Origin of the sequence: Streptomyces sp. DT224 (genome assembly GCF_049844595.1) — a bacterium.
Classification (GTDB): Bacteria; Actinomycetota; Actinomycetes; order Streptomycetales; family Streptomycetaceae; genus Streptomyces.
This window is the reverse complement of sequence record NZ_JBNCLI010000001.1, coordinates 603,852-616,440: the sequence shown is the minus strand read 5'-3', so window position 1 is coordinate 616,440 and position 12,589 is coordinate 603,852. Positions and strand designations below refer to the sequence as shown.

General features: G+C 69.8%; 9 protein-coding genes. All 9 read right to left on the bottom strand.

What is annotated here, in order from left to right; translation table 11 throughout:
• Positions 1-76: 76 nt before the first annotated feature.
• The 9 genes from ACLQ2N_RS02920 to cimA all read right to left on the bottom strand — a co-directional run bounded on the left by ACLQ2N_RS02920 (position 77) and on the right by cimA (position 12,250).
• Entirely contained in the window at positions 77-1,951 is a 1,875-nt protein-coding gene (locus ACLQ2N_RS02920; RefSeq protein ID WP_425808644.1) for a discoidin domain-containing protein, read from the bottom strand.
• A 55-nt stretch (positions 1,952-2,006) separates the two neighbouring features.
• Positions 2,007-3,428, bottom strand: coding sequence for a GH1 family beta-glucosidase (locus tag ACLQ2N_RS02915; RefSeq protein ID WP_425808642.1), 1,422 nt, complete (start codon positions 3,426-3,428; stop codon positions 2,007-2,009).
• Between the two features lie 43 nt (positions 3,429-3,471).
• The gene (locus tag ACLQ2N_RS02910) at positions 3,472-4,476 is read right to left on the bottom strand and encodes an ABC transporter ATP-binding protein (protein ID WP_425808640.1); all 1,005 of its coding nucleotides are present in this window, start codon (positions 4,474-4,476) and stop codon (positions 3,472-3,474) included.
• Positions 4,473-5,453 carry an ABC transporter permease gene (locus ACLQ2N_RS02905; protein ID WP_425808638.1) on the bottom strand — a complete coding sequence of 327 codons (981 nt, stop codon included), beginning with the start codon at positions 5,451-5,453 and terminating at the stop codon, positions 4,473-4,475. Before ACLQ2N_RS02905 ends, ACLQ2N_RS02910 begins: the two co-directional genes overlap by 4 nt.
• A 4-nt stretch (positions 5,454-5,457) precedes the next feature.
• Positions 5,458-6,438: an ABC transporter permease gene (locus ACLQ2N_RS02900; protein ID WP_425808636.1), complete on the bottom strand. Its 981-nt coding sequence runs from the start codon at positions 6,436-6,438 to the stop codon at positions 5,458-5,460.
• Complete coding sequence (locus ACLQ2N_RS02895) at positions 6,435-7,493, bottom strand: ABC transporter ATP-binding protein (protein ID WP_425808634.1); 1,059 nt, start codon at positions 7,491-7,493, stop codon at positions 6,435-6,437. Before ACLQ2N_RS02895 ends, ACLQ2N_RS02900 begins: the two co-directional genes overlap by 4 nt.
• Positions 7,494-7,516: 23 nt before the next feature.
• Positions 7,517-9,193 carry an ABC transporter substrate-binding protein gene (locus ACLQ2N_RS02890; RefSeq protein ID WP_425808632.1) on the bottom strand — a complete coding sequence of 559 codons (1,677 nt, stop codon included), beginning with the start codon at positions 9,191-9,193 and terminating at the stop codon, positions 7,517-7,519.
• Between the two features lie 126 nt (positions 9,194-9,319).
• Positions 9,320-10,294, bottom strand: a complete 975-nt coding sequence (locus ACLQ2N_RS02885; protein ID WP_425808630.1) for a LacI family DNA-binding transcriptional regulator — start codon at positions 10,292-10,294, stop codon at positions 9,320-9,322.
• Between the two features lie 348 nt (positions 10,295-10,642).
• Positions 10,643-12,250 (bottom strand): citramalate synthase, encoded by a 1,608-nt coding sequence (gene cimA / locus ACLQ2N_RS02880; protein WP_425808628.1) that lies wholly within the window; start codon positions 12,248-12,250, stop codon positions 10,643-10,645.
• Positions 12,251-12,589 lie beyond the last annotated feature (339 nt).

The following is a 12,589-nucleotide window of genomic DNA, read 5'->3' as shown; positions in this document are numbered from 1 at the left end:
CGTGCCGCGCGCGGAGTTCGGGTGGTACCGGGAGGTGACGCGCCTGTGGGGGGTGGTTCCTGGGGGCCCGGGTGGCCTACTTCTTCTGCTCCACCCGCACCCAGTCGATCTCCGCCTTGACGCCGCCCTGTGCGACACGGTCGACGCTGGACTGCGGAAGGCCCCAGTAGGGACTGGTGACCTTGTTCCACCCGGCGGGGTACGCGCCGCCGAGCGCCAGGTTGAGGATCACGTACTGGTTGTGGTCGAAGACCCACTTGCCGCGCGTGGACTCCAGCTTGTTGCGGGAGGTCGTCTGCACGACGCGGTCGTCCACGGTGAACGTCATGCCCTCGGGCGTCCACTCGACGCCGTAGGTGTGCCACTGGTCGGCGCGGCCGCCGTTCGCGTACGTCTGCCGCGCGCCGATGTTGCCGTCGGCGGAGTAGCCGGGGCCGTGCAGGGCGGAGCTGGTCCAGTCGCCGTAGCCGATGTTCTCCATGATGTCGGTCTCGCCCGAACCGGGCCAGGAGACGTCCGGGTTGTCGACGTCGCTGCCGAGCATCCAGAAGGCCGGCCAGAAGCCGTCACCGACCGGCAGCTTCATGCGGGCGCTGACCTTGCCGTAGGTGAAGTCGAACTTGGTGTTGGTGTCGATGCGGCCCGAGGTGAAGTCGAACGTGCCCGCGGGGGTCTGGGTACAGCCCTTGCAGTACTTCGACTGGAGGACCAGGGAGCCGTTCTCGGTGCGGATGTTGTCCGCCGAGTCGACGTACGCCTGGGATTCGCCGTTGACGGGCCCCATCTCCGTGCCGGTGCGCACGACCCGCCACTTGTTCCGGTCGAGGCCGGAGCCGGTGAAGTCGTCGAAGAAGGTGGTGGTGTAGGCGCCGCCGGGGTCCTTGGGGAGGGCCGGGTAGGCGGCGTTCGCGCTGCCGCCGGTGCCCCACACCTGGAACTCGTAGAGGGAGTAGCCGAACTGGGCGGTCGCGGGCGCCGGGTTGTAGAAGGAGCGGCGCTCGACGCCCAGCATCCGGACGTAGCGGCCGGTCGCCGGGGTGGGCAGCGTGACGGTGTCGTGCCGTCCGACGGCGTCGCCGGGCGACTTGACGTCCGCGCGGCGGGCGGCGACCTCGGAGGCGGACGGCTGGTAGACGGTGCGCCAGGTGCGGTTGTCGTCGGAGACCTGGATGCGGTAGTCGACGGCGTAGGCCGCCTCCCAGTACAGGTCCACGGTGTCGATGACGGAGGTCGCGCCGAGGTCGACGCCGACCCAGCGGTTGGCGTTCCAGTCGCTGGACCAGCGGGACCGGTCGGCCTTCAGATCGGCGGGCCAGCCGCCGTCGGTGACGAATGCCGGGGAGTTGCCGGCGTGCTGGTAGAAGTCGCCGTACGCGGGGTGGTTGAGGGCGAGGTTGGTGCGGGTCGTGGAGGCCGGGGCGGGTTCTCCTCCGTACACCTTGAAGGAGTACAGCGAGTAGCCCCAGGCGGTGGCGCGCTGGATGCCGCGCATCCGGACGTAGCGGCCGGTGACCTCCTGCGGGTAGGTGTGCGCGGTGACGCTGCCGCCGGTGCCGTCATCCTCGGTGTAGAAGGGGGTCCAGTCCGTGCCGTTCTTCGACACCTCCAGGACGTACTTCTTGCCGTAGGCGGCCTCCCAGTCGAGTGTGACGCTGCTGACCCGGATGACGGAGCCGAGGTCGACCCGTATCCAGGCGTCGTCGGCGAAGTCGCTGGACCAGCGGGTGGTGCCGTCGCCGTCGGCCGCCGCCCCGGGTTCGGAGGCGGCGTTCTCACTTCCGGACGCGGTGACCGCGCCCGGGTTCGCGGCGTACGCGGTGGCGGCACGGTCGGTGTCCCAGGCCGCGGCCTCGGCCGCCGCCGGCTGGGGGACCGGGGCGGCGAAGGCCGTGGGGGCGGCGAGGGCGATCAGAGCGGCGGTGGCGGCTGCCAGGGTCGTACGAGAGGGCATGGTGGGGTTCCCGTTCGTATCGGTGAGGGTTGAGCGGCCCCACCCGCGGGCGCGGCTACGACGCGTCGCGGGTGAGCCGGATGGTGTCGCGGTACCACTTGGCGCTGTCCTTGAGCGTCCGCTCCTGCGTGTCGTAGTCGACGCGGACGATGCCGAACCGCTTGTCGTAGCCGTAGGACCACTCGAAGTTGTCCATCAGCGACCAGGCGAAGTAGCCCCGCACGTCCGCCCCTCGGGCGCGGGCGGCGGCGACGGCGGCGATGTGGTCGGCAAGATAGGTGGTGCGGTCGGCGTCGTGGATGGCGCCGTCCTCGGAGACGGTGTCGTCGAAGGCGGCGCCGTTCTCCGTGATGACCGTCGGAAGGCCGTAGTCGTTCTCCAGACGGACGAGCAGGTCGGTGAGGGCGGTGGGGGTGATCTCCCAGTCCATGGCGGTACGCGGCAGGTCGCGCTCCACCTGCCGGGTGACGGGCAGCCCCTCCGCGTCGGTGGCCGCGCCGTCCTCCGTGACGCCGGAGAACAGCGAGCCCCGGTAGAAGTTGACCCCGAGCACGTCCAGCGGCGTCGAGATCGCGGCCAGGTCGCCGTCCTGGACGGGCAGTTCGATGCCCTGGGCGGCGAGGTCGGCGACGATGTCCCCGGGATAGGTGCCCTTCACGACCGGGTCCAGGTAGAGCCGGGCACCCAGGCCGTCGGCGCGGCGGCACGCCTCGGCGTCCTCGTGGCTGTCGGTCTCCGGCGTCGCGGTGCCCAGGTTGAGGGTGATGCCGAGTTCGAGCTCGTTGCCCCGGGAGGCGGCCTGCTCGCGCAGGTACCGGGAGGCGAGGCCGTGGCCGAGGAGCAGGTGGTGCACGGCGTGGATCGCCTCGCCGAAGTTCTGCCGGCCGGGCGCCTGGCCCCCGTAGGCGTAACCGAGCATCGCGGAGCACCAGGGCTCGTTGAGGGTGGTCCAGTGCTTCACCCGGTCGCCCAGGGCGTCGTAGGCGAGCGCCGCGTACTCGGCGAAGCGGTACGCGGTGTCGCGCACCGGCCAGCCGCCCGCGTCCTCCAGCTCCTGCGGCAGGTCCCAGTGGTAGAGGGTGATCCAGGGGGTGACGCCCTTGGCCTCCAGCTCGTCGAGCAGGCGCTTGTAGAAGTCGAGGCCCTTGGCGTTGGCGGGGCCACGGCCGCCCGGCTGGATGCGCGGCCAGGCCAGCGAGAAGCGGTACGTGTCGACGCCCAGGTCCGCGATCAGCTGTACGTCCTCCGGCATCCGGTGGTAGTGGTCGCACGCCACGTCGCCGTTCTCACCGCGGAGGACCATGCCCGGCACCCGGCAGTACGTGTCCCAGATGGACGGCGTCCGGCCGTCCTCGGCCGCCGCGCCCTCGATCTGGTACGCGGCTGTCGCGACGCCCCAGCGGAAGCCGGCGGGCAGACCGGGCACGGCCTGGGCCGTGATCTCGCGGGCGTAGGCCTGGGGGGTGACGAGGTTCATGCTTCTCCTGTGGTGTGCGTTGCTCGTGGGCGGCGGCCGGGCGCTACGCGCGGGCGGCGGGGGCCTCGTGGTGGAGCCAGCAGGCCACCGAGCGGGAGCCGTCCGTCCCGGGCGCCGCGAGCACCGGGACGTGGGTGTCGCAGCCCTCGACCTTCTTGGCGCAGCGGGGGTGGAAGGCGCAGCCGGCGGGCATCGCCGAGAGGTGCGGGGGCGAGCCGGGAATGCCGCTGAGCTCGCGGCGGGGGCCGTGCAGCGCGGGGAAGGAGTGCAGCAGCCCGGCGCTGTACGGGTGGTGCGGGTCGCGGTAGATCTCGGTGGCGCCGGCCTGCTCCACGATCCGGCCGCCGTACATGATCGCGATCCGGTCGGAGAACTCGATCAGCAGCGAGATGTCGTGGGTGATGAAGACGACCGAGAACCCGAGCTCCTCGCGGAGGCGGACCAGCTGGCGCAGGATCTGCCGCTGCATGACCACGTCGAGCGCGGTCGTCGGCTCGTCCATGATGACGATCTCGGGTTCCAGGGCGAGCGCCATCGCGATCATGACGCGCTGGCGCATGCCGCCGGACAGCTGGTGCGGGTAGGCGCCGAGCCGGTCCGGGGAGATCCCGACGAGGCTGAGGAGCTCCCGGGCCCGGGCGGTGCGGTCGGCCTTCCGCATCTCCGGGCGGTGCGCCTGGAGCACGTCGGTGAGCTGGGCGTGGACCGTGTAGACGGGGTTCAGCGAGTTCATCGCGCCCTGGAAGACGATGGACAGCTCCTGCCAGCGGAAGGCGCGCAGCTGGGCCGCCGACATCGCGAGCAGGTCCATGGCCTGGCCGTCGCGCCCGTGGTAGTGGACCTCGCCGCCGGTGATGACGCCGGGCGGGGAGAGGAGCCGGGTGACCGCGTAGGCCAGGGTGGACTTGCCGGAGCCGGACTCGCCGGCGAGGCCGAGGACTTCGCCGCGGTGCAGGGTGAGGTCGATGTCGCGCAGGGCGTGCACGGCGTCGGTGCCGGTCCCGTAGTCCACGTTGAGGCCGCTGATGGTGAGGACGGGCTCGCTCATGAGCGGGTCTCCTTGTGGCGGGCGGCGCCGGTACGGGCCACCGGGGTGAAGCCGACGCGCATCCTGACCTTCCGGGACCCGCCGGTCTCGGTGCGCAGTCGCGGGTTGACGAACTCGTCGATGCCGAAGTTGATCAGGGCGAGGGACATGCCGAGCAGGGCGATGCAGAGCCCGGCCGGGACGAACCACCACCAGGCGCCCTGGGCGAGTGCCTGGCTGGACTGCGCCCAGAACAGGACGGTCCCCCAGTTCCAGTTGGAGATGTCGGCGACGCCGATGAAGGCGAGGGTGATCTCGGAGAGGATCGCGAAGATGACCGTGCCGACGAAGCCGGAGGCGATGACGGCGGTGAGGTTCGGCATGACCTCGAAGAGGATGATCCGCCAGGTCGGCTCGCCCGTGGCGCGGGCCGCCTCCACGTAGTCGCGGCGGCGCAGCGACAGGGTCTGGGCGCGCAGGACGCGGGCGCCCCAGGCCCAGGAGGTGAGGGCGATGACGAAGGCGATGAGCAGGTCGCCGGCGTCCGTGACGAAGCTGGCGATGATGATGATCAGCGGCAGTCCGGGGATGACCAGGAAGACGTTGGACAGCAGCGACAGAGCCTCGTCGGCCAGCCCGCCGAGGAAGCCGGCGGTGACGCCGATCACCACGGACAGGGCGGTGGCGAGGATGCCCGCGACGAAGCCGACGAGGAGTACGCCCCGGGTGCCGACGAGGATCTGCGAGAGCACGTCCTGGCCGGTCTGCGTGGTGCCGAACCAGTGCGAACCGGAGGGCGCCTGGAGCAGGTCCTGGCTCATCGCGCTGGGGTCGTACGGGGCGATCCACGGGCCGATGATCGCGATCAGCACGAAGAAGAGCAGGATGCCCAGTCCGACGACGGTCTTCCGGCCGCGCAGGAACCGGAACTTGCGCTTGCTCGCTGCCGGGGTTTCGGCGGCGTCGAGTACGGCGACCTCGGATGCGGTGACGGCCACAGCCCTACGCCTCCCTTCGGGTACGGGGGTCGAGGAGCATGTAGAGGATGTCGGCGAGGAGGTTCGCCGCCAGGACGGAGAGCGTGATGATGAGGAAGATGCCCTGCATGAGGGGGTAGTCCTTGGCGCCCACGCCCTGGAAGAGCTGGTAGCCGATGCCCGGGTAGGAGAAGACCATCTCCACCAGGAGCGTGCCGCCGACGATGAAGCCGAGCGAGAGGGCGAACCCGGAGATGTTGGGCAGGATCGCGTTGCGTGCCGCGTAGCCGAACATCACCCGGCGCTCGGAGAGGCCCTTGGCCTGGGCGACCATGACGTAGTCCTCGCTGGACACCGTCACCATCATGTTCCGCATGCCGAGGATCCAGCCGGCGACCGCGCTCAGGACGATCGTGAAGCCGGGCAGCACCCCGTGGTAGAGCGCGCTGGAGATGAACGGCCAGTCGAAGGCGGGCACCAGCGAGTTGTCGTAGCCGCCGTCGGCCGGGAAGAGCGGCCACTTCACGGCGAACAGCGAGATCGCGATGAGCCCGAGCCAGAAGTACGGGATGGACGAGATGAACGTGGTCACGGGCAGCAGGCTGTCCATCCAGGAGCCGCGCCGCCAGCCCGTGAAGACCCCGATGCCGGTGCCGAGCAGGAAGCTGATCAGCGTGGTGATGCCGACGAGCGCCAGCGTCCAGGGCAGCGACTGCGCGATGACCTCGCTGACCGGGGTGGGGAAGAAGGTGAACGACAGACCGAGGTCGCCGTGGAACAGGTGCGCCCAGTAGTCGGTGTACTGCTCCCAGATCGACTGCTTCTTGTCGAGGCCGAAGAGGGCCTTGAGCGAGTCGATGGCGTTGGTGTCGAGCTGGCCCTGGAAGCGGGCCATGAGTGCCTGGACCGGGTCGCCGGGCATCAGGCGCGGGATGAGGAAGTTGATCGTGATCGCGGCCCAGGCCGTGACCAGGTAGAAGGCGAGCCGTTGGAGCAGGAACTTCACTTCGCAGCCTCCTTCTCGTGGTCGTCGGTGCGGGTGCCGGTGCCGTCGTAGAGCCAGCAGGCGGCCCACTGGCCGTCGGCCAGGTCGAACCGGGGCGGCAGCTCGGTGCGGCAGCGCTCCATCGCCTTGGGGCAGCGGGGGTGGAAGCGGCAGCCGGCGGGCGGGTCGATGAGCGACGGGGGCTCGCCGGTGCCGTCGTCCTCCGGCTCGTCCTCGTCGCCCGCGCGGTCGGGGTGCGGCGCGGAGGCGATGAGCAGCTGGGTGTAGGGGTGTGCGGGGCGCTGGGTGACGGTCTCGCTGTCACCGCCCTCGACGATGCGGCCGGCGTACATCACCAGGGTGGTGTCCGCGAAGTAGCGGGCGGACGCGATGTCGTGGGTGATGTAGAGGATCGCGAGGTGGAGCCGGTCCTTGAGGTCCTTGAGCAGGTTGAGCACCCCGAGCCGGATGGACACGTCCAGCATCGAGACCGGCTCGTCGGCCAGGAGGACCTGGGGGTCGGCGCCGAGCGCGCGGGCGATGGCCACGCGCTGGCGCTGACCGCCCGACAGCTCGTGCGGGAACTTGTCCAGGTACTGATGAGGAGGAGTCAGCTGGACGCGGTTGAGCAGAGCGGTCAGGTTCTGTTCCAGTTCCGCCTCGCCGCTGCCCGCCCGGCCGTGGATCTTCAGCGACCGGGTCAGGTGGTAGCGCACGGTGTGCACGGGGTTCAGCGAGGCGAACGGGTCCTGGAAGATGAGCTGGACCCGGCGTACGTAACTGCGGAAGGACCGGCCACGTCCGGCCTTCACCGGCTGCCCGCCCAGGTGGATCTCGCCCGAGGTGAGCGGATACAGCTGGGCGAGCAGTCTGGCGACGGTGGACTTCCCGGAGCCCGACTCCCCCACCAGTGCCGTGACGGTGCCGCGCCGCAGTTGCAGCGAGGCGTCGTCCACGGCGTGGACGGTGCGGCGGGTGCGCGCGAGGAGGTCGCGGGCGTTGCGCCGCACGGCGAAGTGCTTGGTGACTCCGCGTGCTTCGAGCACGATGTGGTTGTTCTCTGGCTGTTCAGACATGGCCGGTACCTGATCCCTGCGTACTACTTGGCGGGCTTGAGATTCAGCACGACTTCCAGCGAGGTGCGCTGGGTGTGCTGCGGGTCCGCGTACGGGTTGTCCTCGGTGGGCCAGCCCACCCAGTTCTTCGTGGAGTACTCCGCCCCGACGGGCGCGGCCGCGGTCGGGACCATCGGCGCCTGCTCGACCATGATCTTCTGGAGGGTGTTCATCGCCTCGTTGCGGGCGGTGTCCGTGGTGGCCTGGGCGAAGTCCTTCAGCGCCTCGGTCGCCTCGGTGCTCTTGAAGCGGCCGAAGTTGCCGGACTGGGACGGCTTGCCGACGGGCTGGAGCAGGGCTCCGTCCATGATGTTCTGGTACATGTCGTACGGGGTGGCGCCGCTGTTGGTCCAGTGCAGGGTGGCGTCGAAGTTGCCGTTGGCGACGTCCGCGCCCCAGGCGTCCGCGGTCTGCGTCTTGACCTTGGCGTCGATGCCGATCTTCTTGATGTTGTCCTTGATGATCGACAGGCCGGTGATGTAGTCGTTCCAGCCGGCCGGGTCGGTGAAGGTGAGCTTCACCGGCTTGCCGTCCGGGTCCTTGAGGACGCCGCCGCTGAGCGTGAAGCCGGCCTTCTCCAGGATCTTCTTGGCGCCCTCGACGTCCGGCGTGGTGGTGGCCTTCTTGTAGTCCGGGGCGATGAACGACTCACCGGCCGGCAGCGGGATGCCGGTGGGGTTGGTGATCTCCGGGTAGAGCGTCGCCTCGGCCTGGGTGTAGATGGCCTTGCGGTCGATGACCATCGCCATGGCCTTGCGGAGCGCCGGGTTGTCCAGCGGCTTGCGGGTGGTGTTGAACCAGAGGCCGTGGATGCCGAGGCCGGAGGGGAACCACAGCTTGTGGTTCTTCGGGTCCTTGTCGATGAACAGCTTCTTGAAGTCCGGCATGAAGACGAACGACCACTCCAGCTTGCCGCTGGCCAGCGCGGTGGTCGCCGCGTTGTTGTCGTTGTACGTGCTGTAACGCAGCTCCTTGACCTTGGTCGACCCCTTCCAGTAGGTCGGCGTCGCGGTCAGCGTGGTGGTCTGCGGCGTGAACGTCTTCAGCTTGTACGGGCCCGAGCCGACGGGGTTCCGGTTCGGCCAGGTCTCCGGGTTGTCGACCTTCTCCCAGATGTGCTTGGGCACGATGAACTGCTGGAGGATCTTGTTCTGGTTGACGTACTGCGAGGCGTTGAAGGTCAGGACGACCTTCTTGTCCTTGACCTCGACGCCGCCCCACTGGATGCCGTCGGCGTTGAGGGCGGGGTGCTTCTTCAGCAGGTTGAAGGTGTACGCCACGTCGTCGGCGGTCAGCGGCTTGCCGTCGGCCCACTTGGCGCGCTCGTCGATGGTGAGGGTGACCTTCGTGAAGTTGAGGTCCCACTTCCAGTCGGTCGCCAGCCACGGGTCGGGCTTGTCGGCGGGCCGGATCTGGCTCACCATCGTCAGCGGCTCGTAGATCATCCAGCGGTAGCCGAGGGTGGCGCCGGCCGAGGTGTTGAGGAACGGGTTGCTGTTGTTCGTCTGCGGCCCGTCCGGCTTGCCGATGTTCAGGACGCCCGTAGCGGCACCGCCGCTGTTCTTGTTGTGGTTCGAGTTGGCCGAGGAACAGCCTGCGGCGAGTGCGACCACCGCGGTGACGGCCGCGGCGGCTCTCAGCGTGTGACGGCGTGCGGACATAACGACTCCAGGAGGGACTGGCGGGTCTGCGGATTCCGGAAACGGGCAGCGCTGGGCGCGCCTTGTACGGGCGGTGCTGTACGGGCGGTGCGGGTGCGGGAGTGGGCCTGGGGGTGCCCTTGTCCGCTAGGGCGCCGAGTGGCGCACGACCAGTTCGGTGGGGAGCACGACCGGGGTGTCCGGTACGGGCGTGCCGCCCAGGTGGGAGAGGAGCATCCGTGCGGCCGTCTCACCCATCTGCCGGGTGGGCTGGCGCACGGTGGTCAGGGGCGGTTCGGTGTGCTCGGACATCGGGATGTCGTCGAAGCCGACGACCGCGATGTCACCGGGCACGGTCTTCCCGGCGGCGCGCAACGCCCGCAGCACACCTGCCGCGGTGATGTCGTTGTGCGCGAAGACCGAGTCGAACTCCGTGCCCGAGGCGAGGAGTTCCTCCACGGCGAGCCGGCCGGAGCGTTCGGTGAAGTCCCCCGGGACGACGAGGTCCGTGGGGAGGACCGAGACGAACCCGGCCGTCCGGTCGCGCACACAGCCGAAGTGCTCGGGGCCGGTGATCACGACGGGCCTGGTGCGACCGGCGTCCCGCAGATGGCGGGCGGCCGACGCGCCTCCTTCGTGGTTGGTGGTCACGACGGAGGGGAAGTCGGGGTGGTGGCCGCGATCGTCGATGAGCACGATCGGCAGGCCGTCGCGGTGCAGTTCGGTGAGGTGGTCCAGGGTGTTCTCCGGTTCCACCACCACCAGGCCGTCGAAGGCCCGGGCCGACACCTGGCTGGTGAAGCGCTCCACGGATTCGGCCCCGCGGTTGCAGGTGAACAGCAGCAGCCCGTAGTCGGCCGCCTCGACGGTGTCGACCACGCCCTGGAGCAGTTCGCCCATCCAGGGCCAGGTCAGCGAGGGCACCAGCATGCCGACCGTGCGGCTGCTGCCGCGGGCCAGGCCGACGGCGCCGGAGCTGGGGACGTAGCCGAGCTGTGCGATCACTTCGCGAACGCGCGCGGCCGTCGAACCGTCCACCTCGCCCTTGGTGTTGATGACCCGGGAGACGGTCGTCTTGCTGACGCCGGCCTCGCGGGCGACATCAGCGATGGTGACTCGCATCGGGGGCCTCCAGGACACAACGGGACAGAGGGAGCGGCCGTGACGGCCGATGTTGGAACCGGTACCGCAACCGGTTCCGGAACCGGTACCGGCGTTGGTGGCGTGAGTTAACCCCGCTGAAACACAGCCGTCAATACTTCACGTCGAGATTGGTCCGTACCCATCTGATAACGAGGAGAACACGGTCCATTCATTCAATTCCTGAACGCATAGAGGCTCTTGACGCGGGCGTCCCGCATCCCGTTCACTCGGTGCCCGTACGGGGCCGTGCACGCGAACGCCCCCGCCCGCCCTGCCGGTTGAGGCGGGCGGACGGGGGCGGGCGGGTACGGGTCGAACCCGCGGGCGTCAGTCCGTCGGGTCGAGGCCGGCGCGCAGCAGACCGTAGGTGTACGCGTCCTCCAGCGCCTGCCACGACGCGGAGATGATGTTCTCGGCGACTCCAACGGTCGACCACTCGGCGGTCCCGTCGCCGGTGGTGATCAGTACGCGGGTGGTGGAGTCGGTGCCGGTGCGGCCTTCCAGGATGCGGACCTTGTAGTCCGTCAGCTCCAGCTTGGCGAGCTGCGGGTAGATCCGCTCCAGGGCCACGCGCAGCGCCCGGTCCAGGGCGTTGACCGGTCCGTTGCCCTCGGCGGTGGCGACGATCCGCTCGCCCTTGGCCCACAGCTTCACGGTCGCCTCGTTGGCGTGGGTGCCGTCGGGGCGGTCCTCCACGATCGCCCGCCAGGACTCGGTACGGAAGTAGCGCCGCACCCGGCCCTCGGCCTCGGCGCGCAGCAGCAGCTCGAAGGAGGCGTCGGCGGCCTCGTACGTGTAGCCCTTGAGCTCGCGCTCCTTGACCCGTGCGACGACCCGGGCGACCAGCTCCCGGTCGCCCCCGAGGTCGATGCCGAGCTCGTCGCTCTTCAGCTCGATGGAGGCCCGCCCGGCCATGTCGGAGACCAGCATCCGCATGGTGTTGCCGACCAGGGCGGGGTCGATGTGCTGGTAGAGGTCCGGGTCGACCTTGATCGCGGAGGCGTGCAGCCCGGCCTTGTGCGCGAAGGCCGAGACGCCTACGTACGGCTGGTGCGTGGAGGGGGTGAGGTTGACCACCTCGGCGATGGCGTGCGACACCCGGGTCATGTCGGCGAGGGCGCCGTCGGGGAGGACCCGCTTGCCGTACTTGAGTTCCAGCGCGGCGACGACCGGGAAGAGGTTGGCGTTGCCCACGCGCTCGCCGTAGCCGTTGGCGGTGCACTGGACGTGCGTGGCGCCGGCGTCGACGGCGGCGAGGGTGTTGGCGACGGCGCAGCCCGTGTCGTCCTGGGCGTGGATGCCGAGCCGGGCGCCGGTGTCGGCGAGGACCGTGGAGACGACGGCCTGGATCTGGGCCGGGAGCATCCCGCCGTTGGTGTCGCAGAGGATGACCACGTCGGCGCCGGCCTCGGCGGCGGCCTTGACGACGGCCTTGGCGTACTCGGGGTTGGCGCGGTATCCGTCGAAGAAGTGCTCGCAGTCCACGAAGACCCGGCGGCCCTGCTCGCGGAGGTGGGAGACGGTGTCGCGGACCATCTCCAGGTTCTCCTCCAGAGTGGTGCGCAGGGCCAGCTCCACGTGGCGGTCGTGGGACTTGGCGACCAGCGTGATCACCGGGGCACCGGACTCCAGCAGCGCCTTGACCTGGGGATCCTCGGCGGCGGTGCCGCCCGCCCGGCGGGTCGCGCCGAAGGCGACCAGCTCGGCGTTCTTGAACTCGATCTCCTGGCGGGCGCGGGCGAAGAACTCGGTGTCGCGGGGGTTGGCGCCGGGCCAGCCGCCCTCGATGAAGCCGACGCCGAACTCGTCCAGGTGCCGGGCGATGGTCAGTTTGTCGGCGACCGTCAGGTTGATGCCTTCACGCTGTGAACCGTCGCGCAGCGTGGTGTCGAAGACATGGAAGCTGTCGTCGGTGGGCTTGGCCTTGGTGGTCATTGCTGGTCTGACTCCTGTCGGATGAGTGGATCCGGACGACTGGGCCGTGTCCGGCGGATGATGGCCGGGGTCGCGGCGTCTGGCACGGCACCTCGCCGCGTTGCCGAACCGCCCTGATCGCTCCGCGATGAGGACGCTCCGGCGCCTTGCGATGCACCGCACCAGACGCCGCGCCCTACCCGATCCTGATCCGCCGGACGCGGCCCGGCTCCACTTGCCCCCATCATCCCGTGCGCCGTGTGCCCGGCCGAGGTGGAGGCCGGAAAACAAAAAACCCCTCGCGGGTGCGAGAGGTCTGCGCGCGGGTCTGGGGCACGGTGGCCGTGCCGCACGTGGTGG